Here is a 23,309-nt window from a genome sequence, read left to right on the forward strand (position 1 = left end):
CCAAGACTTTGTGAGCCTTGACCTGGAAATATAAACGCGGTCTTCATTAATGACAACCGCAACCGCCACCACCACAGCAACCGCCACCACCGTGTCCGTGATGATGATCGTGTCCATGTCCGCTTCCACAACCACAACTATGACTTCCTGCGATAATACCTGTAAGAATTTCATCTTCACTTGCAGCTCTAGCATCTACGATATTTAAAGAAAAAAGCAAATCACGACCCGCATAAGGGTGATTATAATCAATTGTCACATCATTTTCACTAATTTCTTTTACAGTTACACGAACAGTTTCGCCATTTTCACCTTCGCCAAAAAGCTCCATACCTACCTTTAAATCAATACCTGCAAATTGCTCTTTTGGTAAAGTTTGAACGGCATTTTCATCGTATTCGCCTAAACCTTTTTCTTTTTTAATTACCACATCAGCATTGCTAGGACAATCAAGCTTCATCACTTCTTCTTCTAAGCTTTCTAAAATCTGACCTTTGCCTAAAATAAAAGAAATAGGTTGAGAATATAAATTTGATTCTAAAACTTCATTTGTATTTGCATCTTTTAACTCATAAAACATTGAAACTACACTATTTTTTTCTATAGCCATTTTATCTCCTTAATTATTTTCTATTAGGTGAAGCTTTTGCTTCGGGTGAATTTGGATAATTAGTTTTTAAAGCTTTATAAAAACCATTTGCTGTTTTTGTATCACCTGTTTTATCCAATGAAATGGCAGTATGATATAAAAGTTTTGGGAAATAATCCCCTTTTGTACTCAAAGAAGAACTTTTTTTATAATAAACAATAGCATTGTTATAATTTTTTTGTTTATACTCGATCTCCCCTAACCAAAAATTTGCTCTTGCAGGTTTATACTGCTTTGTTATGAGAAAATTTAATTTTGCTTTGGAATCTTCAAAAGCATTTTTATCAACATCTTTTATCGCTAATTCTAAAATTTCATTATTTTTTTTCTTTTTCCAAGATTCATCAATTTGTTTTGCTTTATCATCTTGGGTATTTTGAGTATTATTGTTTTCAATGGTACTATTTGAATCTGTAGTTGAAACAACAACACTAGGTGTAATAGTTTTAACGCTTAAATTTGCATCATTTAATTCGTTTTTAGAAATATAATTTGCATTAATAGCATCTACTAAAGAACTAAGTTCGGCTAAAACTTTTTTTACTTGCTTATTATTAGCTTCTTGAATTTTTCTACTTTCTTCAACATAAGCCTTTAATTTTTGAATTTCACTAGTAAAATTATTTTCAATATTTTGATTATTCTCTTCAACTTGACTTAATCTAGAATTTGATTTAGCATATTGAGAATTTATACCTTCTAAAGTGCTTTGTAAACCCTCGATTCTTTCGTTAATTTCATTAATTCTAGCATTTGTTTGTATATTTTCATTATTTAAATTATCTAACTTTTCTTTAAATAATTTTTCATTTGAAGTTAAACCATAAGAAGAATTGCTTGTTATATCTCCTGCACCAAAAGCTGAGCTTTCTGCATAAAGTAAAGTAGCTCCAAGAAGAGCTACTGTGAATATTTTTTTCATTAATTATCTTGATAATTTAAATTCAGCACGTCTGTTTTGCGCATCGCAAGCTTTAGTTTTTTCAGTGCACACAGGATTTGTTTCTCCATAGCTTTTAACAGCAATTCTATCAGCATTTACACCTTTAGCGATTAAAGCTTCTTTTACAGCTTTTGCTCTTTTTAAACCTAGAGCTTGGTTATATTCATCAGTTCCCCACTCATCGCAGTTTCCTTCAACAGTAATACTTACACCGCTTACTTCAGTGTTAAAGATATTAGCATTCGTGCTTACAACATTTTGCATATCAGGACGAATGTTGAATTTATCAAAATCAAAATATACTTTATTTAAAGTATCATTAAGTTGAGAAATTTTTGAATCAATATCCCAACCATCACTTCCACCTGAACCACGATTTGAATCAACACTACTATCACCGCTTACGCTAGTGCTTTTTGTGCTACAACCACTAATAACAACTGCAAGAGCTGCAATTGAAGTAAAAAGAATTTTTTTCATTTATGACCTTTCAAAGTTAATAAATTCTTACTATTATATCTAATTTTTAATTAATTTTAACCTAAAATTGAAATTTTTACCAATCAATTGATTGAATTTTTCCAACCCTAAGAGGAAAATAAAAAGTCTTATTTGCATTTACACGAATAACACCTAAAGCACTTTGCGCACCTAAATATTTAATAAATACTATACTTCCACCGTCACTAGAAAATCTTGGAAATAAATTTTTTCCATTTGCTGTAAGTTGACGAATATAATCACTATTAATTGACATCAAATAAATATTAAAAACACCTGCTTGATTTGGTTCACGACTTGAGTAAACCAAAAAATCTTTATAAGTCGAAACAGCCGAATTGTTTCTACCATGAAAAACAACTTGTTCAGCACTATTGCTATTTAAATCTTGCATAAAAATATTAGGATATCCTAAACGATCGCTTACAAATACCACTTTACTATCATCTGAGCCAATAAAATTTCCATTAACATCAATACCAGAATAATTAGTTAATTGTGTTAGATTTTTGGTATTTAAGTCATATAAATAAACATCAGGCTGATCTTTTGGAGCCATGGTAACAAGTAGTTTACTTCCATCTACACTCACATCACTTGCTACAACCATACCGCCGCTTGATAAAATTTTACTAGCTTTATTGGTATTTAAATCATAACGGTATAAAGTTGGCTTATCATGATCATAAGCTGTATAATAAAATAGAGTTTGTTCTTTATTTCCCCATTTTGGAAATAAATTAAGCCCACCATCAACAATAACTTTTTGATAAGTTAAAGTATAATCAGCCATAATAATTTGACTTTTCTTAGAGCTAGAATTTCTCGCGATCAAAATTTTATGATCCATCCAATCAACAGGTGCAAGTCCTAACGCATTTACAGAAGCTTTGACGCTTTTATGTGCCAAAAATGGATATTGCTCTAAACCATTTAAAGTATAAGTTTGCTCTGACTTATCAGAACCGCCAGCTTTTATTTTTACATTTAAACTCAAAGTGTTACCATTTTTATTTAAAGCGTATTCAAAAGTATAATTACTTGTCTCAGTTGCATTAGCAACAACTTCAAAGTTTGAACTTACTTTCAAATCGTTCACAATGATATTATAAAAGCTTTTCTTTAAATTCTCATCACTTAAATTTGAATTATCTTTAACAATAATCTTTGGTAAAACTACACCAGAATTAACAACATCAATCACTGGATCTTCTGCCCAAAGACTTCCTAAAAAGACTAAAAAAATTGCTACAATTTTTTTCATTTTTTTCTCCTAATCATTTTTAACTTTTGCTTCATCTCTTAAATTCATGGTAATGCTTATATTTTTATTTTGCGGAGGATAAGTAATAAATTTACCTTTTTGACTTTCTAAAAATTCAGCCACTTTAGCATCATATAAAGGATTCCCACTTTTTTCAACTGAAGTATAGCCAAATTTTCCATTTTCATCAATAAAAATTTTTACCTTAACAGAAATTTTTTCACTATTTGGATAATACTGAGTCCATCTTTGAGTGATAATACGCACAACTTTCCCTAAAAATTCATCATAAATTCCAATCTTTTGCGCCTTTGTGCTTTCGCCTTGCGTTGAACTTTCTTCTTGAAGTAAACTATCATTAAGTTGCTTTACAAGTTCGGAAGCTTGAGGTTTTGGGGCACTAGAAGCTCCTGATTTAGCACTTGATTGAATTTTTGTAGTCTTTTCTTCTTGTATTTCTTTGATATTTCCAAAAAGCTCATTAAAATTACTTGCCTTTTGGTCAATATCTTCGGTTTTAACTGTTTTATTTGTAGTCTGAGCAAAAAGCTTTTCTATATCAATTTGCTCTGTTGGTTTTTGTATTTCTTTAGGAGTGTTGCTTTGAGTAATAACTTGTTTTGATGGTTCAGCAAGTTCAATATCTACAAAACTATCTTTTATATCAGTATATTGTATAGCAGGTTCAACCTCGCTTACAAGTCTAAAAAAAACAAGAATTACTATACTAATATATATTGCTAAAGCAAGTAAAAACGAATTTAAATTACTCAAACCATAATTTTTCATGATTATTCAGTCTGTAAAGCAACTTTATTAAATCCTAAATTTTTTACACTTCTTAAGACTGAAATAACATCGTCATATTTTAAGCTTTTATCAGCGCGTATAAAAACCGGATCTTCGGTATTAAATTGTGCTTTTCTTTGAGCAAGATTGTCAGCAAAACTTATAAAATCGTATTTTTCTTGATTTAAAAAAATTTCTTTTTTTGCATTAACACTAATAATTAAACTCTTAACAGTTGGAGCACTAGTATTTTTTTGACTACCTTGTGGAAGATTAATTTTTTCTTCATAAGTAATGCTTGGAGCTGTTACCATTAAAATCGCAAGCAATACAAGCATAATATCTACTAAAGGTGTGATATTAAGTTCAGGTTTTTCATCATCAAATGGCATTTTTAACCTTATTTACTCGAACTTATAACTTTAATCTCGCTATCAATAATGCTTAAAAGTTCAAAAGCTTTTCTTTTAATGATGAGATGAAATGTATAAGCAGGAATTGCTACTAAAATACCACAACCTGTAGCAACTAAAGCCTCGCTGATTTTAGGAGCTATGATACTTAAAGAATTTTGAGTTCCAAGCCCACCAAAAGTTTCAAGTATAGAAATAACTGTCCCAAAAAGACCTATAAAAGGTGAAGTTGAAGCAATAATACTAAGCCAAGTAAGTCCAGCAGAAGCGCGACGACTTGCTAAATTTTTATAAATTTCTAAATGATTTGAAGTTGTATCATTGCATTTTCTTAAAATCGAATCAGTACGACTTAAATCCTTCTCACCCAAGAGCAAAGTTTCTAAACTTTCTTTTTCCTTATTTCTCCATGTAGCCAAATAAGTCAATCTAGCAAACAAAATACTAAACGCTAAAATAAAATATAAAGAAAGCCATAATAAAACTATATAAGTAATAATACTTGAACTATTGAAAAAATGAAATATAGCTTCAAAATTCATTAATGCATCCTTGCATTATCAAATTTTGAAAAAGTTGCTGCTAAGGCTACATTATCAGAACTCATAGATTTAATCAAATCTTTTGCTTGAGCAAGATTTTTTTCAATCTCACTTTCATCACTTCCACAAATCCAAATCGCACCCTTTGCTAGCACGCAAATCTTATCTTCATCTACCTTTGCATGTCCAGCATCAATAGCAATTAATTCATGATTTAAATCAGCTTTTTCAATATCAATTACTCCAGATTTTAAAGAAGAAACCAAAGCAGCATGTCCTTTAAGCACGCCAAATTCTCCTTCGCTACCTGGTAAAGTAACAGATTTTACTTCTCCTTGATAGATTACACCCAAAGGCGTAACTATCTCGAAATTAATCAAATCATTCATAAATTAACCTTTTAATTTATCTGCTTTTGCAATAGCTTCATCTATATTTCCAACCATATAGAAAGCATTTTCTGGTAAATGATCATATTTACCTTCTAAAATTCCTTTAAATCCTGCTATTGTATCTTCAAGACTTATATATTTTCCTGGGCTACCCGTGAAAACTTCTGCAACGAAAAATGGTTGTGATAAGAATTTTTCAATCTTTCTTGCTCTTTCAACTACAAGTTTATCCTCTTCGCTAAGCTCATCCATACCTAAAATGGCAATGATATCTTGTAAATCTTTGTATTTTTGAAGTACTGATTGAACACCACGAGCAACTTTATAATGTTCTTCTCCAATGATATTTGGATCAAGCATTCTTGAAGTTGAATCAAGTGGGTCAACTGCAGGATAAATACCCTTTTCAGCAATAGCTCTATTTAAAACTGTTGTAGCATCTAAGTGAGCAAAAACAGTTGCTGGAGCTGGATCGGTTAAGTCATCAGCTGGAACGTAAACAGCTTGAACTGAAGTAATTGAGCCTTTTTTAGTTGAAGTAATTCTTTCTTGGAATTTACCCATTTCACTTGCTAAGGTTGGTTGATAACCCACAGCTGATGGAATTCTTCCTAAAAGTGCTGACATTTCAGAACCTGATTGTGAAAATCTAAAGATATTATCAATAAACATAAGCACATCAAGACCCATTTCATCTCTAAAATACTCAGCCATTGTTAAACCTGTTAAAGCAATACGATTTCTTGCCCCTGGTGGTTCATTCATTTGTCCATAACATAGAGCAACTTTGTCTAAAACATTACTTTCTTTCATTTCATTATAAAGGTCATTTCCTTCACGAGTTCTCTCACCCACACCTGCAAATACAGAATAGCCGCTATGCTTAAATGCAACATTGTGAATAAGCTCCATAATAATAACAGTCTTACCAACACCTGCACCGCCAAAAAGACCTACTTTACCACCTTTTGCATAAGGAGCAAGTAAATCTACAACTTTAATTCCTGTTTCAAAAATCTCACTTTTTGTGCTTTGATCTTCAAAAGCTGGCGGATCTCTATGAATTGCCCATTTTTTATCAAAAGGAATTTCTTCACCTTCATCAATCAAATCTCCAGTAACATTGAAAATTCTTCCTAAAACTTTCTCACCAACGGGAACACTAATAGGAGCACCTAAAGCCTCAGCTTTTAAGCCCCTTACCAAACCATCTGTCATATCCATAGCAATAGTTCTAACTCTATTATCTCCTAAATGAGCTGCTACTTCTAAAACAAGTTTATGCTTTTTTCCTTCACTTTCAAAATTTACAACAATTGCTTCATTAATTTGAGGTAAATAGTCGTTAAAATCTACATCAACAACCGGACCTAATACCTGTGAAATAAATCCTTGCATTATTTATCTTCTCCTTAAAATTTACTATTTCATTGATTCAACACCACTGATAATTTCTATAAGCTCAGTAGTAATAGATTCTTGTCTTGCTTTGTTATAAGCTAAATTTAGTTGTTTCACTCTTGCCTTTGCGTTATTAGTTGCATTATCCATAGCTTGCATTCTTGCGCTATGCTCTGCCGCCAAAGAATCGATTAACGCATAATACATATTATACTCAAAATATGTTTTCATTAAATCTTCTAAAAGCTCAGTTCCTTCCGGTTCAAGCTCTAAAAGAGAATTATGAGTCTGTTTAATACTCTTTGGTTCAACTGGAATAAGATGATTAATTTTAAGTTCTTGGGTAATCATATTTTTATAACCATTATGAACTAAAATCACTTCATCTGTATTTCCATTTAAAAAATCATCTACAGCAGCATGAATTACTTCACATGCTTTCTCATAATCAGGACTAGAACTAAGATGGAAATATTTCTCTAACAATTCTATTTTTTGAAAATTAAAATATTCAATCCCAGTTTTACCTATAGCTCTAAGACGAATATTAATATTTTTTGCTTCATATTCTTTTAGCATTTCACTTACTGTTTTTAAAGTCTTAATATTAAAACCACCACATAAACCTTTATCTGCAGTGATAAATATTAAATCTACGGTTTTAATTTGTTCTTTTTTACGAAACAAAGATAAACGCATATCATCTTCATTGTGAACAATTTTATTAATCTGAAATGAAATTTCACTCAAAATTTCATCGATTTTTTGTGCATAAATTTTTGATCTTTTAGCTGCTTCTTCTGCTTTTTTTAACTTAGCAGTAGAAACTAGCTTCATAGCATTTGTAGTCTTTTGAGTGTTATGAACACTTTTAATTTTTCTTTTAATTTCTTTTAAATTAGACATAAAAGACCTTATAAATGATTTGCTTTAAACTCATTAATGGCTTTAGTTAGTTTTTCTTCCAAGTCAGAATCTAAAGCTTTTTTAGAGCGAATTTGCTCAAAAATATCTGGATGTTTTGCCTCAATAAAAGGATAAATTCCATCTTCAAATTCTTTAATTCTAGAAACAGCAATATCATCTAAGAAACCTTTGGTTCCTGCAAAAATTAAAACTACTTGTTTTTCAACGCTAAGCGGAGAATAAGGTGGTTGTTTTAAGAGTTCAACCATTCTTTGTCCACGTTCAAGTTGTTTTCTACTTGCCTCATCTAAATCACTAGCAAATTGTGCAAAAGCTTGGAGCTCTCTATATTGGGCAAGGTCAAGTCTTAATGTACCTGAAACTTGTTTTGTAGCTTTAATTTGAGCAGCCCCACCTACACGAGATACCGATAAACCAACGTTGATTGCAGGACGAATTCCTGAGTTAAATAAATCAGTTTCTAAGAAAATTTGTCCATCTGTAATTGAAATAACATTAGTTGGAATATAAGCAGAAACATCTCCTGCTTGTGTTTCAATTATCGGCAATGCCGTCAAAGAACCAGCACCTAATTCATCATTTAGCTTGCTTGCTCTTTCAAGCAATCTTGAATGAAGATAAAAAACATCGCCTGGATAAGCTTCACGACCTGGGGGACGACGCAAAATCAAAGACATTTCGCGATAAGCTACAGCGTGCTTACTCAAATCATCATAAACAATTAAAGCATGTTTTGCATTGTCTCTAAAAAATTCGCCCATGGTTACACCAGTATATGGAGCTAAGTACTGTAAAGCTGCAGGATCTGAAGCACCAGCATTTACAACAATAGTATATCCCATAGCACCATGTTCTTCTAGTCTTTTAACCACTTGTGCTACTGTACTTTGCTTTTGACCAATTGCAACATATATACAGATAACCCCTTGACCTCTTTGAGATATAATAGTATCAACAGCAACAGTAGTTTTACCTGTTTGTCTATCACCTATGATAAGCTCTCTTTGACCACGACCAATTGGCACAAGCGCATCAATAGCTTTAATTCCTGTATGCAAAGGCTCATGAACACTTTTTCTCGCCATAATACCTTTTGCTTTTTCTTCAACAAAACGATATTCATTAGCATTGATTACACCTTTAGCATCAATTGGTTCACCTAAAGCATTTACAACACGACCGATCAAAGCCTCACCTACTGGAACTTTAAGTAATTTCTTAAGTCTTTTTACAGAAGCACCTTCTTTTAAACCTTCTCCTTTTCCAAGTATAACAATACCTACACTCGACTCTTCAAGGTTTAAGGCCATTCCTTTATCACCATTTTCAAATTCTACCATTTCTCCAGCCATAATATTCTTAAGTCCATATACCTTAGCAACACCATCAGCTACAGAAATAATCTTTCCTGTTTCTTCAATTTCAAGATTTAAATCAAAATTTTCAATTCTTTCTTTGATTATTGAACTGATCTCATCAGCTTTAAATTTCATTTACTTTTTCTCCTTAGATAATTTTCAATATATATTCATTTAGCTTATTTTGAAGAGCTTTCATAGAAAAAGAAAGTTCATAACCTAATTCTTCCAATTCTATTTTAATGCTATCATCTTGACTGATTTTATTATTTAATTTAATATTTGCATTAAATTTTTTATTAAGTTTTACTTCAAGATCTTTAAGATTTTCTTGATTTAATTTTTCTTTAGAATATACAATACCAACAAAAATATTTTCTTTAAAAGCTTTTTGTCTTTCAAGTTCTTTAACTATTTGAGGAATGCATTCTAATCTTGAATTTTCAATCAAAAGTCTTAAAAAATTTTGAAAACTAGAATTTTTAATATCAAAAAAAGAATCAAGAAATTCCATTTTTCTTTCTTTTTTAATCTCATTAGATTCTATAATATTTTTAAATTTTGGCAAAACAAAAGCAGAATTTAAAATACACAAATTCTGATAAAAATCATTTATATCAGCTCTTGAAGCTATCGCTTTTGCATATCTTCTTGCAATTATATTTTCCATATTTAAGATACCTTCTTCATCATAAGTTCTATTATTTCACTCTGTTTTAATGTCATATTTGGATCAGAAAAAATTTCATTTAAAGTATTTGATACTAATTCTTTTTCCATTTTTCTAAATTCATAATCTTTCTGTTCCTCGAAATGTTTTTGAAGCAAATCCAACTCATCTTGAGTTTCTTTCTTAATATTTTGAACTAAGATTTCAGCTTCTTTTCTTGCTGTAACTAAAGCAGCAGCAGCATTTGCTTTAGCTTCTTCAAGTTTTTTCATCGTATCTAATTTCTTAGCTTTACTTTCTAAAAGTTTTTTTTGAATTTCATCAAGCTTAGAAGAAATTTTTACAATACGGTTTTTGTAAAAATTTTTAAATGGAGTTGCAACAAAATAATACAATATAGCCACAAAAATTAGAAAATTAATAGTCCTTGGAATAATATCATATTCTCCACTAACATTTGATGCACCAAAAGCATACAAAGGTAGCAAAAATATAATAAAGAATAACTTACTCATTTCTCTCCTCTTAAATTCTCTTTATGTTATTTTGCAAAGCTTGCTTAAGCTCAGGTAAATGTATGTTTAAATGTTCTTGTAATTCTTGTTTTTGAATAGCTAAATCTGCATAAAAGCTGGCCATTTTTCTTTCTAATTCTTCTTTCTTGCTTCTAAGAATTTGCTCCGCTTCTTCTTTAGCAGTAGCTATAGCACTTTGTTTAATTTTTTGAATTTCTTCTCTAGTGTTAATATGAATAGCTTCTAATTCATTATTCACATCTAAAACTTCTTGAGAATTTTCTTTTACTTTATTCTCGTCATTTTCTATAGAATCATTTCTTTCATCCATAAATTTTAAAAGTGGCTTATACAGCATACTATTTAAAATAACTATCATAGCTAAAAAAATAGCCATAGTAGCAAGCATTATGGAAGGATGCATATCTTCAAACATAATTCTCCTTGGTTAGAATTTTTGAAGGACTATTCTACCATAAAAAAGCTAAGATTTTGGTTAAAACTTTTCAAGCATTTTGATTAATTTTTTAATTTTATCAATATTTTCTAAATGAATTACAAAATCATTATTTTTATTTTTGCAGTCAAATCCAAAGCGATTTAGTATGTGTTTTAATTTCTTTATTTCATCTTCAAATTCTTGATTAGGTAAGCTTTCATTATTTTTTATTTTTTTAACTATTTTTTCGGTATCTCTAACATTAAGTTTTTGACCTATTATACTATCAACCAACATTTTTTCATCTTTTTGATCTAAACCAACCAAAACTTTAGCATGACCCTGAGAAATTTTTCCAGAAGCAATCAACTCTTGAGTTCTAATATCTAAATTCAGAAGTCTTAAAGTATTTGTTATTTGAGTACGAGACTTATGAATAAGTTCTGCTAAATTCTCTTGTGTAATTTTATGAACTTGCATTAAATCCTTATAAGAATTAGCAAGCTCAATAGGGTTTAAATTCTCTCTTTGTATATTTTCAATAAGAGCCAATTCTCTAAGCTTATTCTCATCAATATCAGCAATAAAAGCTAGAATTTCTTTTTTTCCTAATGCTTTCACTGCTCTTAAGCGACGTTCTCCAGCAATTAAAATAAATTTACTATTTTTTTTAAATACAATAATAGGCTGAATAAGTCCAAATTCTTTGATAGAATTAGCAAGCTCATCTAAAGCTTCTTGATCAAATTTCTTTCTTGGCTGAAATGGATTGGGTGAAATTTGATCAATTTCTATCATAGTGCTTTGATTTTTATCAAAACCCAATTCTTTACTATAAACAGTATCCATATCACTGATTAAACTGCTTAAACCCCTATCTTTATTTAACCCCATTATAATTATCCTAATATAGAATACGCCAAATTTTGATAAGCAACAGAACCTGGCGATTTAATATCATAAAGAATTATAGGCTTTCCAAAACTTGGACTTTCTGCAAGTTTTACATTGCGAGGGATCACAATAAAGTCATCTTCGTTTCCATTAATAGTAAAAAGTTGTTTTTTAAAATTTTGTTTCAAATCATCTACAACATCTTTAGAAAGATTATTTTGAGAGCTATACATTGTCGGTAAAAATCCACGAACCCTGAGTTTAGAATTAATAGTTTTTTTGATAATTTTAATTGTATTTAAAACCATAGCTACACCCTCAAGCGCATAAAATTCACACTGTATAGGGATAATTACACTATCGCTTGCTGCAAAAGCATTTATAGTAATACTTCCAAGAGCAGGCGGAGAATCAATAATAATAAAATCATACTCATCAATCACTTCTTGAATTTGATTTTTAAGCAGCATTTTTTTCTCATTATTTTCACCTTTAGCAAGCTCTTGTTCTATACCTACAAGACCTATATTTGAAGGAGCTAAATGAAGTTGTGGCAATTCTGTTTTTAAAATAATATCTGAAAGCTTTTTTCTTCCTATAAAAACATGGTAAATATTATACTCATAATTATTACGATTAAAACCAAGTCCTGTAGTCGCATTAGCTTGCGGATCAACATCGATCAAAAGTACTTTTTTTTCAGCCACAGCCAAAGAAGCGGCTAAATTTACTGCTGTTGTAGTCTTTCCTACTCCACCTTTTTGATTTGCTATTGTAATAATTTCGTTCATCTTAAACTATACACCCTTTTATCACCTAGTAAAATTGAACCATCTTCATACAAAAAAGAATTTTCAAGTGAAAAAACTTTACCTTCATGATGGACGCTAAATTTTCTTGATTTTTCGAATTCTAACATATACTTGCTAAAAATATTCTTCCATAAATTTTTTTTTTCTACTTTTTGCAAAAACTCACTCACTAAATCTTTAAGCGAAATTTCTATATCACAAAAAGCTGTATTTTGGGGTGCAAATTTAAGATTTAAACCCATACCACCTATGATAAAATTTGAAATTTTAGCACTTATAACTCCTCCAGCTTTTTTATCATCTAAATATAGATCGTTAGGCCATTTAAGCCAAATTTTAGAACCTTTTTCTTGTAAAACTTCTTTAAGTAAATAAGCAAAATAAATGCTCACAGAGGCCAAAGGTAAATCTTTTGGTAAATCTTCTTCTTTAATACAAAAAGAAAGATGTAAATTTCCTTTAGAGCTTTGCCAAGAATTTTCCCTACTTCCAACTCCATTTGTTTGTTCTAAAGCATAAATAGCAAAATTTCCATCAATCTTTCCATTGCGTATTTGCTTGCATAAAAAAAGATGAGTTGAGTCTATACTTTCAACACAAACTATCTTCACTTTTAAGCCTTTTTCCATTTAAATAAGTCCTACCATCAAGAACTTTTTTTCCACTTTCTTGAAGTTTTTTAATACGCAAAACTCCTTGTTTACAAGCAAGCAAAAAACTTTCTTTTTCCAATTCTAAAATTTCACCCATCTTAACATTTTGTTTTAATTCATCCACAAGTTCAAGCTCTAAGAATTTAAGTCCATTTTCCAAAAAAACTCCAGGCCAAGGAGTAAAAGCTAGATATTTTTGATAAAGTTCTCTTGCATTTTGCAAATTTATAAGTCCATCTTCTTTTTTGATTTTTCTACAAAGTGTTGCTAGACTTTCCTCTTGTTTTTTAGGGGTGATTTTATCGAAATTTAAAAGAGTAGAGAGGATGAGCTTAGCGGCCAAATTTGCTAAAAGTTCAAAAACTTCACTTGAATTTTTATCTTTTATATCACATTCTAAGCTTTCAAGTATAGCACCTGTGTCAAGCCCTTCTTCCATCAGCATGGTGCAAACTCCACTTTTTTCATCTTTATTTAAAATCGCACTTTGGATCGGACTGGCACCACGGTATTTTGGAAGTAAAGAAGCGTGCAAATTCACACAAGGTGCTAAATCCAAAATGGCTTTAGGTAAAATTTTTCCATAGGCAGCAACCACGATAAAATCAGGATTTAAATCCTTAATCTCTCTTATAATATTTTCATCTTTTAAAGAACTTGGAGTAAAAATAGGAATACTAGGATAATTTTGACTTAAAAAAGCCTTAGTATTACTTGGAGTTAAAATTTGCTTTCTACCTACAGCTTTATCAGGCTGGGTAAAAAGTGCTACGAGTTTAAAATTTTCATTTTCTACTAGTGCTTTTAAAATACAAGTTGCGTAAGATGGAGTACCCATAAAAATAATTTTTTTCATTTTTTCGCTTTGTGTGAAATTAAAAGTTTTAATTATAACTTATTTGATTTTAAAAGAGAATTTAATAAATTAATCACTCAAACAAAGTTCCACCTATTTGTTTATCTTCTAATAAAAATGTCTTTGCCACACTTAAATCAAAGCCACTTGCTAAAAACATTTTTTTATTGTGTTCAAGTAAAAATTTAGCTGCTTTAAGTTTGGTTACTATACCGCCTGTTCCGTGTTCACTGCCTGTTTTTATGGTTGCTTGCAGCCATTCTTCTTTGATATGAGTGATTTTTTCTAAACGTTTTGCATCACTAAATTCGCTAGGATTTTTATCGTAAAATCCATCAATATCGCTTAAAATCACAAGCAAATCCGCATCAAAAAAATGCGCAGCATAAGCACTTAAGCTATCATTATCACCAAAGACAATTTCTTCTATAGCTGTAGCGTCATTTTCATTGATAATAGGCAAAATTCCTAAATTTATCATCATATCGATAGCATTTTTTGCGTGTTTGGTAGCTTTTCTAGAGTCAAAATCCTTACCTGTAAGTAAAATTTGTCCACCTAGTTTATTAAATTTGACTAAAAGCTCGTTATAAACACTGATTAAAAAAGGTTGTCCAATAGCGGCTAAAACTTGTTTATTAATGAGGTTTTTTCTATCGATATCTAGTTTGGTGTGTCCTGCTGAAATCGCTGCTGAAGTTACTAAAATCACTTCATATTTTTCCATGAGTTTAGCTAAAAATGCGACTAAATTTTTAAGACGCTCAAAACTTAAAGTGTTTTCTTCGCTAATCACATGAGAACCCACTTTAACAACTATTCTTTTCATGCTTATTCCTTGAAAAATTTTTATAATTTTAGCCAAAATTTCATATAAACTAGTTATTGTTTGAAAAAATAGGGAGTGTTTGAAACTTTTAATATAAAACACTTCCTAGATTGTTAAAATTTTTATTTGTTATTTCTTAAAGTTTTAATTTCTTCTAAAAGCATGAATTTAAGTTCTTTAAGTCCTATTTTTTCAAGACTTGAGACTTTGATTAAAAAGCTTTGCGGATTATTTATTTCTTTGAGATAATTTTCTAACTCATTAATGTTTAAAGCAATTTGCTCGGCAAATTCTTCTCCTAAACTAACACTATCACTTTTTGAAATCATGATGCCAAATTTACGCCCAAAAAGTTCATTGGAAAATTTTTCAAGTTCTTTTCTTAGTACTATAAATTGTTCTTTTAAAGGCATTTGCCTCATAGGATCTAGCACGAAAAGTAAAAAGCTCGTTCTTTCTATGTGCTTTAAAAAGGCAAGTCCTAAGCCTTTACCCCCACTTGCTCCTTCGATAATCCCTGGAATATCAGCCATAACAAAGGAATTATACTCATCTACATCTACGAGTCCAAGTTTTGGAGTAAGGGTGGTAAATTCATAATTTGCAATTTCAGGTTTTGCATTTGAAACAACGCTTATAAGAGTAGATTTTCCCACATTTGGAAAGCCCACAAGCCCTACATCGGCAATAAGTTTAAGTTCAAGTCTAACTAAGCGACTTTCTCCTTTTATACCAGGTTGTGCGTAATCGGGGCGTTGATTAGTGGCGTGTTTAAAATGAGTGTTGCCAAGTCCGCCTTTTCCACCTTTTAAAAAAAGCTCTCTTTGTCCTTCTTTGGTAAGATCGAGTAAAATTTCATTAGTTTGCGCATCGATAACTTGTGTTCCTTCGGGCACTATAAGTTCTAAATTTTCACCCTTTTTGCCATTTTTATTGCGTCCCATTCCACCAGCACCATTTTGTGCGCGTAATTCTCTTTTGCCTTTGAAATTTACAAGAGTGTGGGTATTATTATCACATACGAAAATAATATCACCACCATTTCCACCATCTCCTCCATCAGGGCCACCGAGTGGAACATGTTTTTCACGGCGAAAACTTACAGCGCCTTTGCCACCATCGCCTGAAGCTAAAGTAATTTTAACACTATCAATAAACATTTAAATTGCCTTTGACTTTAAATTTATAAAGCTAAATTTGAGTAAATAAAAGAAGTTAAATTTATAAATTTAAAGTTTTCAAGACGCTAAAAAAGCGTCCTGAAAACTTATGCAGGATATACAGAAACTTTTTTTCTATCTTTATCTTTTCTTTCGAATTTTACAAAACCATCAATTAGAGCAAAGATAGTATGATCTTTTCCCATACCTACATTGTTACCTGCATGAGTTGCAGTTCCTCTTTGGCGGATGATGATATTTCCAGCTCTAACAAACTCACCACCAAATTTTTTAACACCTAAACGACGACCTATAGAATCGCGGTTATTTTGAGTTGAACCTTGACCTTTCTTGTGTGCCATTCTTTACTCCTTAAGCTTTGATATCTTTTACTACAACGCGAGTAAATTGTCTTCTAAAACCGCGTTTGAGTTTAGAATCTTTTCTGCGTCTTTTTTTGTAAATCACAACTTTTTTATCTTTTCCGTGATTGATCACTTCCAAAACAACTTTTGCACCTGCTACGAAAGGCGCACCTACCTTTAATTCTTTATCATTGATAGCAAGAACTTCACTTACTTCAATACTTGCTTTGCTTTCAGCTTCAAAGTGATCTAGTTTTAGCTCATCGCCAACACTTACTTTGTATTGCTTTCCACTGTGTTTGATAATAGCATACATTGCTTTTCCTTATAAATTGGTAGTACCATAAAGCACCGCAATAACGGATTTAAAAGCTTTAGTGGTTTAATAAAATTTCAATTTTACACAATTTTTCTTTAATTTTTGATGAATTTAAGAAAGGATTTAGAGTTTGAGAAAAATCAAACTCTAAAAATTTAAAAGCCTAGATTTACACCGCCACCTTCTTGGGTTTCATAATTTGCATCACGACCTATAGTATAACCATTTCCACTATTGCTACCAATTAAAGGTCTACAAATATCGCCTACTTTTACACTACCTTCTGTGATTTTTGCATAAGAAAGTTTAGGGCTTGTGCGAGTGATTTCAATACTTCCTGTTTTGCTTTCTACTCTTCCTGTATTTTCTTTTGTATAAGCATCTTTTATAACCTTCCCAAGAGCAAAACATTCATAAATATCACCTTGATTTAAGCTTTGAGAAAATACTACTTCATTGTTTTCAACGCTTGCAACTTTCAAAGGATAAATTGCATTTAAAATATCTCCTGCAATACGATTTGCAATTTGTTTGAGTGCGGTTTCATTGGCACTAAGACTATTGTCTTTAAGATTGACTTTCATACTTAAAGTATTAGAAAATTTAATTTGTCTTGTAGCAAATAAAAACACACGATAATCTACGATAACTTCAATTTCAGTTTTGCTTTTTCCTGTTAAATTGCTTGTTTTTTGTTTACCTTCAAGTCCTGAAATAGAAAACAATAAAATATAATCTGTTGCTAACACATTTTTAAGTTTATAAACTTCATCGCTAGCTGCGTCGCCACTTTTGATTAAAGCTTTTTCCATTTCATAATAGCCACTAGAATCACGGTCTAAAACATTAAATTTACGACTTTGCAATAAATCAGAAATGATTTTTTGTTGCAAAGCTGAGCCTATGCCTCTTTTTGCAGCATCTGGAGTAGAATCAAAAACAGTAATACTTCTTCTATTATCTGCACTTAAACCTGGAACTTGATACTTTTTTGTTGTTGTGGTTTTAAAAATCGTTACATTGGCTGTATATTTACCATTTGCATCTTGTTCAACACTATTGATTTCATAAGTATCGGCTCTACCTTTGGTGGCTTTTGAAATTTGCTCGCTGTAATTATCTTGTATGTTTGAACCTGAATTATCAGTTGAAACGCTAGTGTTAGATTTCTTAAGAGAATTGATGCTTACTCCGCTCATTTTTCCTATAGCTTCTATAATGGCATTGTTTATCGCATCTTCCCTAGTTAAACCTGTGCCTTCGCCTGTGCTTGATTTTGTTGAAGTTGTGGTTATAACTTTAGCATTAAGACTTAGGCTTAAAAATAAGCCTAAAAAAAGAATTTTAGTTATTTTCATCTTTTACCTTTAAAAATCATCCATGCTATTTACAACATTAGAACTTCTTTGTATGCTAGAAGATTTTTTAGCTTCATTTTTTGTTGCATTTGACTTTGAATTTAAAGCCTCATTTGTGTTGGCTAAATTTTCATAAGAATAAAATCTCACAGCTCCTACATGTTCAATACCATTTTCACTTGTATAGCTCCATTTTTTAAGAGTACGAATACCACGAATTTTACCGCTTGCGCTTGCTTTTATTTTACTATTTACTTTATCAATAATATTTGTTATGTTTTGAGTTTGTTCTTGAGTGGAACTATCATTAACATTAATACTTTGTTTGATGATTTCCTCGTAAGTATCACCAGTTGTTCTTTCATCTTTAAGACTTAAATTTGTATTAATAAACTCTATAATAGCAGCATCAGCCATAGCAAGTGCTGTTTCTTTGGCTCTATCTTCTAAAATATTTGTTTTTTTAGCATTACTAGGATCTGCTACATAACCCCAGTTTCCATAACTTAAAATAATAGGCGCACCATTTTCATCATAAACTAAGCGAATTCCATATTCATTTAAAAAGCCTTTTGTATCTTTTGGCAGATACTCACTTATTGCCTTGCCTTTACCCTTAATAGCACTCTGTCTTGCTAGTGCCATATCTTTTGCTAATTGGCGAGTTTTATTGGAAATAACAGCAATAACACCTACATCATACTCACCTCTTCTTTGTGTAACTATAGTTTGCACAGGAACAAGTCCACTCATAGAACCTATGGCATTTGTCATAGTTTTGTTAAGAAATTCTTGCTTTAATAAAGTCTTTTTTCTGTCTTCGCTTAAAGAATTTGCATCTATACCTAAATCTTTTAATGCCTTATCAAGCTGAGCACCAGCTAATTGTGTAAGTTTATTTAAAATTTGATCAACCTTATCACCTTTTGGCAATTCATCAAATTCCTTAGCATTAGTAGAATTGTCTGCTTCATAATTTTGAATCCTGCTTGTAGCAATTCTTCCAAAAGCATCTCTTATAAATTCGCTTTGCAAATTTAACATTGCTTTTTGATAAGCATTTTGTAAAGCTTGTGCAAATTGTGGATCAGTATCATTTACAGCAACAGTACTTTTTCCCGTATAAAAAGTTTTTCCATCTTTGGTTATACCATATTCTATACCGAAATTATCGGCAAATTCTTCAAAAAAATCTTCAATTGATTTTGGGGTAATATCCTTAGTACTTGCATCAGACATTTCATTTTGAGTATTTATATCTTGTTGTGTAATTTCTACAGGCTGGGAACCTTGTGCATAAAGTAAACTTGCCATAACTAAAGAGCCAATAAATAATATTTTTTTCATTTCATATCCTTTTAAAAATCATAAAAAAAGCTCAAGCTAAACACTTGAGCTAAAAATTTTATTCATAAATTAATTTTTATTTTACCAAGTAACTGATTTACTAGAACCAGTTTTATCAATAGTTTGCTCATCTTCCCAATAAACTAAACCTGATGTTAAATCAGTAAGTCTTAGTAAGAAAAAGTATTCTACTTGAGTTTTACCATTGCTAAGTTTTACATTATCTTGTCTAATTTTACCCGCAAGAGAAAAATCAGGCGATACCAATGTCCCTTTTTTTGCTATGGTTTTTTGATTAAACTCATCATTATCTCTTAATTCTCTTACATCTTCACTCATGCTATCAAGCGCTCCGCCTGCAGCAACTGCCGAAGTTAGAACAAATTTACCTGATTTTCTTAATGCAGAAGTAATTTTTGCGGTGAGTTTTTCAGTATCGATTCTTTGCGGGGTATCATTCACAACCCTACCAATAGCAATAACCTTTCTTGTACCTGGTTTAATATTTGCAAAAGCAGGATCGCTTAACATACTATTTATCATAGTTTCAGCTGCACTTTCAAAATCTTGTCTATCAAGACCCAAGGTTAAAGCATCGCCTTTTTTTACCTGACTTGCCTTTCCATCTGTATAAGCTGTTTGCGCACAACCACTAAAAAGCAAAGCTCCAATAAGAGCTGTTCCTAAAATTTTTGTTTTTTTCATGATTTATCCTTCCTAAAATGAGATTAATTTTTTGCTTTAATTTCTAATCTAAAATCCTTCGCTCTTATATCAGATGCAAGTTTACGAAGAATTACCTCTTGTCCTGCTGGAATTCTAAGGGCTTGATAATCCTCATTTAAAACATCTCTTAGCACAAAACCATCTTTATCTAACCAATCTACTTTATAAATTACATCTTTAGCAAAAGTACTGCGTAAAATCACTTCAAATTCTAAATAACCATTGCTATTTATACGCTTTTGAAATTGTTTTACTAAACTTTTTGGTAAATTTGAACCTAAAATTACAGTATTTTGATTTGAATTTATTTGATAACTTGGTGCACAAGCACTAAGTAAAAACATTAAAATAAATAAAATAATTTTTTTCATCTTTTAGCCTTATTTTTCCATGATAGCAACACTTGCAGGTAAATACGGAGCAAAAGAACGCACTACAACAAGAGCATTTTTATTTTTATCCAATGATTTTTGAAACAAAATATTGCCTTGTGGATCTTTGATTTCTAAATTTCCGTCGTTTTCTATTGTTGCTATGGCAATACTTTTTGGTAAACCTCTCCAAGAACGCACATCAGCTTTGTTGGTTGCAGCAGTTGCTACTGCTGTTGCAAGACTTAGCCATCCACCTGTAGAGTCATTATTTGCAACAGTTACATTTAAAGTGGTTTTAATTATAGTTTGAGCTAAGGCTTTAGCAATCATTGCAGGCATATTTATTTTAAATTCAGTAGCGACAATATTGTCTAAATTTACAAAATCATTTGTATTTTGACCATTTATATTTAAATTTGCAAAAGAAGCTTCCCTTTTTTTCAAGGTTTGTAAAGCAATATTTGTGCTAATAATTTTTTTATCCACTATAAAAGGTAAGGTTAAAGCAAATTCATCCTTAACTACACCAAATCCATTTTCATAAACTACAAAAACATATTTTTTAGCTTTTTTGACTTTTATTTTTGTGGCATATTCTTTAAAAATTTTAGCCTCTTTTTTGATAGTTTTGTTTTTTGGATAAATAATAGCTACTTCTCTAAATAAATCTGCAGCTTTTCTATAATCTTTATCCATAAAGAAAAATATTGAAGCAAGATAAGTCGCATAAGGATTTATGAAATTTTTTGTTGTATCAAATTCTTTAAATAAGTTGCCATATTGCTCTTCTATAACTTTTGAATTTTCATTCATATTTTTATCATAATTTTTATCTTCTTTTGCCTTATCTAAATCAGCACGATTTTTTTCAATTTCTTTAGCAAAATATTCTTTTGCCTTATCTTGACGCATTAAAGCACGATTAAACTCAACTCTTGCATTTTCATAATCATCTTCTTCCATATAGTTTAGAGCTTTATATATATTAACCATAATTCTTTCATATAAAGAACCATCATAATCAACTATAGTATCATTAAGCAAGGTTGTACCAACAAATTTAGCTGCTTTAGAGCCTACATTTTCTAAATCCACATCATATTTATAAGATTCTTCCGCAGCATCAAAAAATACATTACTTTTGTTAAAATCACCACAATTTCTAGCAATCAAACCTGCATTTAATCCTGTATAAATGACATCATCATTTTTTTTAATTTTTTCTAAATTTTGATTGAAAAAATCATCACCACAATATTTTTGTGTTAAAGCATTTTCAAATGTTGTATTTTGTTTAACCTGATTAACACAAGCTGTTAAAAAAAGGCAAACAATACCTGAAAAAATCAACCCAACTTTTATCTTCATTAAATTCCTTTCTTAAAGAAAATTAAAAATGAATATTATAGCGTAGTATATACTTAAAAACTAATGAAAAAATTTTCACCCTAGGAGAAAAACCTAGGGTTTGATTTAAATAAGCATAGGAGCTAATACAAAGCCTAATGCTACAGCAATTGCAATAGCTAAAACTCCTGGTATAAAGAAAGAGTGATTAAATATAAATTTACCAATTCTAGTCGTTCCTGTATCATCCATTTGCACAGCGCCAAGTAAGGTTGGATAAGTTGGAAGCACAAAAAGTGCTGAAACTGCTGCAAAACAAGCTACAAGCATATAAGAATCATGCGGATTTGTTGCTGAAATTCCTAAAGCGGTGATAATTACAGGTACAATAGCCTTTGCGGTTGCTGCTTGAGAATATAAAAGCATACTTGCAAAGAAAAATGCAACTGCTAACATAGCAGGGGTTTGTTTAACCCAGTCGCCTGCTACTTCTTTAATAGAAGCTTCGTGTCCTGCAACAAAAGTATTTCCAAGCCATGCTACACCAAAAACACAAACACAAGCAGTCATACCACTTTTAAATACACTAGTGTCAAGAATTTTACCTGGTTCAACTTTACAAAGCCAAGTGATCAAAGTTGCTGCAGTAAGTAAAAAGCTCATAATAGCTGCATCTCTTGGAACCACAACAGGATCAATCCATTTAATATTACTTGAAATTGCAGTTGCATAAAGTACAACTGCCAAAACAGTGATCAAGAAAATTCCTACTGAAAGTTTAGCACCTGGTTTATCTTCACCATGTAAAATAGCTCCTGCATCTTTAACAAGTCCTGCTTTTAAGCGTTCTTGATAAACGCTATCTTTGCTTAAATCCATAGGAGTGATTAAACTCACTATAAAAGCTGTAAGCATACAAGCTATAAAAGTTGTACCGATCCAAATTCCAATTAAAGTTGGATAATTCCATCCAAGTGGCTCTAAAACGCCGCTCATATAAACCACAGCTGCACTTACAGGAGAAGCAGTGATTCCAATTTGCGAAGAAACAACCATTAATGAAAGTGGAACACTAGGTTTTATGTTTTGAGATTTTGCAACATCAACTACAACAGGCATTAAAGAAAATACTGCATTTCCTGTTCCTGCTAAGATTGTAAGCAACCATCCACAAGCTGGAGCTAAATAATTTATAAATTTAGGGCTTGATCTTAAAATTTTTTCTGTCACCCTTACCATATAATCAAGTCCACCTGCTTGTTGCATAGCAGAAATTGCTGCAATAGCTGCAGCAATAATTAAAATAACATCCCAAGGAATATTACCAGGTTTCATACCTAAAACAAGTCCTAGTATAACTACACCCAATCCTCCAGCATAACCTATAGCAATACCGCCTAGGCGAATACCGATAAAAATTGCCCCAAGAAGGACGATTACTTGCAAAATTATCATTATATCCATAT

At 31.1% G+C, this 23,309-nt stretch carries 28 protein-coding genes; all 28 read right to left on the minus strand.

Annotated features, from left to right (window positions below):
* Positions 1-46 precede the first annotated feature (46 nt).
* The 28 genes from AJ881_RS00160 to AJ881_RS00295 all read right to left on the minus strand — a co-directional run bounded on the left by AJ881_RS00160 (position 47) and on the right by AJ881_RS00295 (position 23,307).
* On the minus strand, positions 47-610 hold the full coding sequence (locus tag AJ881_RS00160) for a peptidylprolyl isomerase (protein WP_002871106.1): 564 nt from the start codon (positions 608-610) through the stop codon (positions 47-49).
* A 13-nt stretch (positions 611-623) separates the two neighbouring features.
* On the minus strand, positions 624-1,571 hold the full coding sequence (locus AJ881_RS00165; RefSeq protein ID WP_002871105.1) for a tetratricopeptide repeat protein: 948 nt from the start codon (positions 1,569-1,571) through the stop codon (positions 624-626).
* Between the two features lie 3 nt (positions 1,572-1,574).
* Positions 1,575-2,072, minus strand: coding sequence for a peptidoglycan-associated lipoprotein Pal (gene pal / locus AJ881_RS00170; RefSeq protein ID WP_002851617.1), 498 nt, complete (start codon positions 2,070-2,072; stop codon positions 1,575-1,577).
* 76 nt (positions 2,073-2,148) lie between these two features.
* On the minus strand, positions 2,149-3,357 hold the full coding sequence (gene tolB, locus AJ881_RS00175; RefSeq protein ID WP_002860943.1) for a Tol-Pal system protein TolB: 1,209 nt from the start codon (positions 3,355-3,357) through the stop codon (positions 2,149-2,151).
* A gap of 9 nt (positions 3,358-3,366) precedes the next feature.
* Complete coding sequence (locus AJ881_RS00180) at positions 3,367-4,146, minus strand: TonB C-terminal domain-containing protein (protein ID WP_002876984.1); 780 nt, start codon at positions 4,144-4,146, stop codon at positions 3,367-3,369.
* 2 nt (positions 4,147-4,148) lie between these two features.
* Positions 4,149-4,538, minus strand: a complete 390-nt coding sequence (locus tag AJ881_RS00185) for an ExbD/TolR family protein (RefSeq protein WP_002871103.1) — start codon at positions 4,536-4,538, stop codon at positions 4,149-4,151.
* Between the two features lie 8 nt (positions 4,539-4,546).
* Entirely contained in the window at positions 4,547-5,101 is a 555-nt protein-coding gene (locus tag AJ881_RS00190) for a MotA/TolQ/ExbB proton channel family protein (protein ID WP_002854361.1), read from the minus strand.
* Positions 5,101-5,490 (minus strand): ATP synthase F1 subunit epsilon, encoded by a 390-nt coding sequence (gene atpC, locus AJ881_RS00195; RefSeq protein ID WP_002871102.1) that lies wholly within the window; start codon positions 5,488-5,490, stop codon positions 5,101-5,103. Before atpC ends, AJ881_RS00190 begins: the two co-directional genes overlap by 1 nt.
* Before the next feature lie 3 nt (positions 5,491-5,493).
* Entirely contained in the window at positions 5,494-6,891 is a 1,398-nt protein-coding gene (gene atpD, locus AJ881_RS00200; protein ID WP_002860940.1) for a F0F1 ATP synthase subunit beta, read from the minus strand.
* Positions 6,892-6,915: 24 nt separating this feature from the next.
* Positions 6,916-7,800: an ATP synthase F1 subunit gamma gene (gene atpG / locus AJ881_RS00205; protein WP_070282800.1), complete on the minus strand. Its 885-nt coding sequence runs from the start codon at positions 7,798-7,800 to the stop codon at positions 6,916-6,918.
* An 8-nt stretch (positions 7,801-7,808) separates the two neighbouring features.
* Positions 7,809-9,314: a F0F1 ATP synthase subunit alpha gene (gene atpA / locus AJ881_RS00210; RefSeq protein ID WP_044779841.1), complete on the minus strand. Its 1,506-nt coding sequence runs from the start codon at positions 9,312-9,314 to the stop codon at positions 7,809-7,811.
* 13 nt (positions 9,315-9,327) lie between these two features.
* Positions 9,328-9,849: a F0F1 ATP synthase subunit delta gene (locus AJ881_RS00215; RefSeq protein WP_002871100.1), complete on the minus strand. Its 522-nt coding sequence runs from the start codon at positions 9,847-9,849 to the stop codon at positions 9,328-9,330.
* A gap of 2 nt (positions 9,850-9,851) precedes the next feature.
* Complete coding sequence (locus tag AJ881_RS00220) at positions 9,852-10,364, minus strand: F0F1 ATP synthase subunit B (RefSeq protein ID WP_002860937.1); 513 nt, start codon at positions 10,362-10,364, stop codon at positions 9,852-9,854.
* Positions 10,365-10,374: 10 nt separating this feature from the next.
* Complete coding sequence (locus AJ881_RS00225; RefSeq protein WP_002871099.1) at positions 10,375-10,800, minus strand: FoF1 ATP synthase subunit B'; 426 nt, start codon at positions 10,798-10,800, stop codon at positions 10,375-10,377.
* Between the two features lie 60 nt (positions 10,801-10,860).
* Positions 10,861-11,697 (minus strand): ParB/RepB/Spo0J family partition protein, encoded by an 837-nt coding sequence (locus AJ881_RS00230; RefSeq protein ID WP_002871098.1) that lies wholly within the window; start codon positions 11,695-11,697, stop codon positions 10,861-10,863.
* 5 nt (positions 11,698-11,702) lie between these two features.
* The gene (locus AJ881_RS00235; protein WP_070285326.1) at positions 11,703-12,488 is read right to left on the minus strand and encodes a ParA family protein; all 786 of its coding nucleotides are present in this window, start codon (positions 12,486-12,488) and stop codon (positions 11,703-11,705) included.
* The gene (locus tag AJ881_RS00240; protein ID WP_002881382.1) at positions 12,485-13,138 is read right to left on the minus strand and encodes a biotin--[acetyl-CoA-carboxylase] ligase; all 654 of its coding nucleotides are present in this window, start codon (positions 13,136-13,138) and stop codon (positions 12,485-12,487) included. The genes AJ881_RS00235 and AJ881_RS00240 overlap by 4 nt, the downstream gene beginning before the upstream one ends.
* On the minus strand, positions 13,101-14,018 hold the full coding sequence (gene fmt, locus AJ881_RS00245; protein ID WP_044779843.1) for a methionyl-tRNA formyltransferase: 918 nt from the start codon (positions 14,016-14,018) through the stop codon (positions 13,101-13,103). The genes AJ881_RS00240 and fmt overlap by 38 nt, the downstream gene beginning before the upstream one ends.
* A gap of 73 nt (positions 14,019-14,091) precedes the next feature.
* A complete protein-coding gene (proB, locus tag AJ881_RS00250) occupies positions 14,092-14,847 on the minus strand; it encodes a glutamate 5-kinase (RefSeq protein WP_070282801.1) in 756 nt (251 codons plus the stop codon).
* 122 nt (positions 14,848-14,969) lie between these two features.
* Positions 14,970-16,007 carry a GTPase ObgE gene (gene obgE / locus AJ881_RS00255; protein WP_070282803.1) on the minus strand — a complete coding sequence of 346 codons (1,038 nt, stop codon included), beginning with the start codon at positions 16,005-16,007 and terminating at the stop codon, positions 14,970-14,972.
* 107 nt (positions 16,008-16,114) lie between these two features.
* Complete coding sequence (gene rpmA, locus AJ881_RS00260) at positions 16,115-16,369, minus strand: 50S ribosomal protein L27 (RefSeq protein ID WP_002800974.1); 255 nt, start codon at positions 16,367-16,369, stop codon at positions 16,115-16,117.
* 10 nt (positions 16,370-16,379) lie between these two features.
* Positions 16,380-16,688, minus strand: a complete 309-nt coding sequence (rplU, locus tag AJ881_RS00265) for a 50S ribosomal protein L21 (protein ID WP_002778820.1) — start codon at positions 16,686-16,688, stop codon at positions 16,380-16,382.
* Positions 16,689-16,846: 158 nt separating this feature from the next.
* A complete protein-coding gene (locus tag AJ881_RS00270; protein WP_070282805.1) occupies positions 16,847-18,049 on the minus strand; it encodes a CsgG/HfaB family protein in 1,203 nt (400 codons plus the stop codon).
* A 9-nt stretch (positions 18,050-18,058) separates the two neighbouring features.
* Positions 18,059-19,396, minus strand: coding sequence for a DUF6844 domain-containing protein (locus tag AJ881_RS00275; RefSeq protein ID WP_002871095.1), 1,338 nt, complete (start codon positions 19,394-19,396; stop codon positions 18,059-18,061).
* A gap of 81 nt (positions 19,397-19,477) precedes the next feature.
* Complete coding sequence (gene lpoB / locus AJ881_RS00280) at positions 19,478-20,101, minus strand: penicillin-binding protein activator LpoB (protein ID WP_002851945.1); 624 nt, start codon at positions 20,099-20,101, stop codon at positions 19,478-19,480.
* Between the two features lie 23 nt (positions 20,102-20,124).
* Positions 20,125-20,493, minus strand: a complete 369-nt coding sequence (locus AJ881_RS00285) for a YcfL family protein (protein ID WP_002857767.1) — start codon at positions 20,491-20,493, stop codon at positions 20,125-20,127.
* Positions 20,494-20,502: 9 nt separating this feature from the next.
* Positions 20,503-21,864 (minus strand): COG3014 family protein, encoded by a 1,362-nt coding sequence (locus AJ881_RS00290; RefSeq protein WP_070252763.1) that lies wholly within the window; start codon positions 21,862-21,864, stop codon positions 20,503-20,505.
* A gap of 105 nt (positions 21,865-21,969) precedes the next feature.
* Positions 21,970-23,307, minus strand: a complete 1,338-nt coding sequence (locus tag AJ881_RS00295; protein ID WP_044779367.1) for an anaerobic C4-dicarboxylate transporter — start codon at positions 23,305-23,307, stop codon at positions 21,970-21,972.
* Positions 23,308-23,309: the final 2 nt, after the last annotated feature.

This window comes from Campylobacter sp. BCW_6460 (assembly GCF_001762705.1).
GTDB classification, from domain to species: domain Bacteria; phylum Campylobacterota; class Campylobacteria; order Campylobacterales; family Campylobacteraceae; genus Campylobacter_D; species Campylobacter_D jejuni.

What these genes read in the sequence shown, in the direction of transcription:
- tolB (WP_002860943.1), bottom strand. Translation starts at nt 3,357, where the DNA reads ATGAAAAAAATTGTAGCAATTTTTTTAGTCTTTTTAGGAAGTCTTTGG.
- AJ881_RS00180 (WP_002876984.1), bottom strand. Translation starts at nt 4,146, where the DNA reads ATGAAAAATTATGGTTTGAGTAATTTAAATTCGTTTTTACTTGCTTTA.
- AJ881_RS00230 (WP_002871098.1), bottom strand. Translation starts at nt 11,697, where the DNA reads ATGGGGTTAAATAAAGATAGGGGTTTAAGCAGTTTAATCAGTGATATG.
- AJ881_RS00160 (WP_002871106.1), bottom strand. Translation starts at nt 610, where the DNA reads ATGGCTATAGAAAAAAATAGTGTAGTTTCAATGTTTTATGAGTTAAAA.
- rplU (WP_002778820.1), bottom strand. Translation starts at nt 16,688, where the DNA reads ATGTATGCTATTATCAAACACAGTGGAAAGCAATACAAAGTAAGTGTT.
- AJ881_RS00185 (WP_002871103.1), bottom strand. Translation starts at nt 4,538, where the DNA reads ATGCCATTTGATGATGAAAAACCTGAACTTAATATCACACCTTTAGTA.
- AJ881_RS00240 (WP_002881382.1), bottom strand. Translation starts at nt 13,138, where the DNA reads ATGGAAAAAGGCTTAAAAGTGAAGATAGTTTGTGTTGAAAGTATAGAC.
- AJ881_RS00225 (WP_002871099.1), bottom strand. Translation starts at nt 10,800, where the DNA reads ATGTTTGAAGATATGCATCCTTCCATAATGCTTGCTACTATGGCTATT.
- AJ881_RS00275 (WP_002871095.1), bottom strand. Translation starts at nt 19,396, where the DNA reads ATGAAAAAAATATTATTTATTGGCTCTTTAGTTATGGCAAGTTTACTT.
- AJ881_RS00235 (WP_070285326.1), bottom strand. Translation starts at nt 12,488, where the DNA reads ATGAACGAAATTATTACAATAGCAAATCAAAAAGGTGGAGTAGGAAAG.
- atpD (WP_002860940.1), bottom strand. Translation starts at nt 6,891, where the DNA reads ATGCAAGGATTTATTTCACAGGTATTAGGTCCGGTTGTTGATGTAGAT.
- lpoB (WP_002851945.1), bottom strand. Translation starts at nt 20,101, where the DNA reads ATGAAAAAAACAAAAATTTTAGGAACAGCTCTTATTGGAGCTTTGCTT.
- AJ881_RS00190 (WP_002854361.1), bottom strand. Translation starts at nt 5,101, where the DNA reads ATGAATTTTGAAGCTATATTTCATTTTTTCAATAGTTCAAGTATTATT.
- fmt (WP_044779843.1), bottom strand. Translation starts at nt 14,018, where the DNA reads ATGAAAAAAATTATTTTTATGGGTACTCCATCTTACGCAACTTGTATT.
- AJ881_RS00290 (WP_070252763.1), bottom strand. Translation starts at nt 21,864, where the DNA reads ATGAAGATAAAAGTTGGGTTGATTTTTTCAGGTATTGTTTGCCTTTTT.
- atpC (WP_002871102.1), bottom strand. Translation starts at nt 5,490, where the DNA reads ATGAATGATTTGATTAATTTCGAGATAGTTACGCCTTTGGGTGTAATC.
- atpA (WP_044779841.1), bottom strand. Translation starts at nt 9,314, where the DNA reads ATGAAATTTAAAGCTGATGAGATCAGTTCAATAATCAAAGAAAGAATT.
- rpmA (WP_002800974.1), bottom strand. Translation starts at nt 16,369, where the DNA reads ATGGCACACAAGAAAGGTCAAGGTTCAACTCAAAATAACCGCGATTCT.
- AJ881_RS00270 (WP_070282805.1), bottom strand. Translation starts at nt 18,049, where the DNA reads ATGAAAATAACTAAAATTCTTTTTTTAGGCTTATTTTTAAGCCTAAGT.
- atpG (WP_070282800.1), bottom strand. Translation starts at nt 7,800, where the DNA reads ATGTCTAATTTAAAAGAAATTAAAAGAAAAATTAAAAGTGTTCATAAC.
- pal (WP_002851617.1), bottom strand. Translation starts at nt 2,072, where the DNA reads ATGAAAAAAATTCTTTTTACTTCAATTGCAGCTCTTGCAGTTGTTATT.
- AJ881_RS00165 (WP_002871105.1), bottom strand. Translation starts at nt 1,571, where the DNA reads ATGAAAAAAATATTCACAGTAGCTCTTCTTGGAGCTACTTTACTTTAT.
- proB (WP_070282801.1), bottom strand. Translation starts at nt 14,847, where the DNA reads ATGAAAAGAATAGTTGTTAAAGTGGGTTCTCATGTGATTAGCGAAGAA.
- obgE (WP_070282803.1), bottom strand. Translation starts at nt 16,007, where the DNA reads ATGTTTATTGATAGTGTTAAAATTACTTTAGCTTCAGGCGATGGTGGC.
- AJ881_RS00295 (WP_044779367.1), bottom strand. Translation starts at nt 23,307, where the DNA reads ATGGATATAATGATAATTTTGCAAGTAATCGTCCTTCTTGGGGCAATT.
- AJ881_RS00215 (WP_002871100.1), bottom strand. Translation starts at nt 9,849, where the DNA reads ATGGAAAATATAATTGCAAGAAGATATGCAAAAGCGATAGCTTCAAGA.
- AJ881_RS00220 (WP_002860937.1), bottom strand. Translation starts at nt 10,364, where the DNA reads ATGAGTAAGTTATTCTTTATTATATTTTTGCTACCTTTGTATGCTTTT.
- AJ881_RS00285 (WP_002857767.1), bottom strand. Translation starts at nt 20,493, where the DNA reads ATGAAAAAAATTATTTTATTTATTTTAATGTTTTTACTTAGTGCTTGT.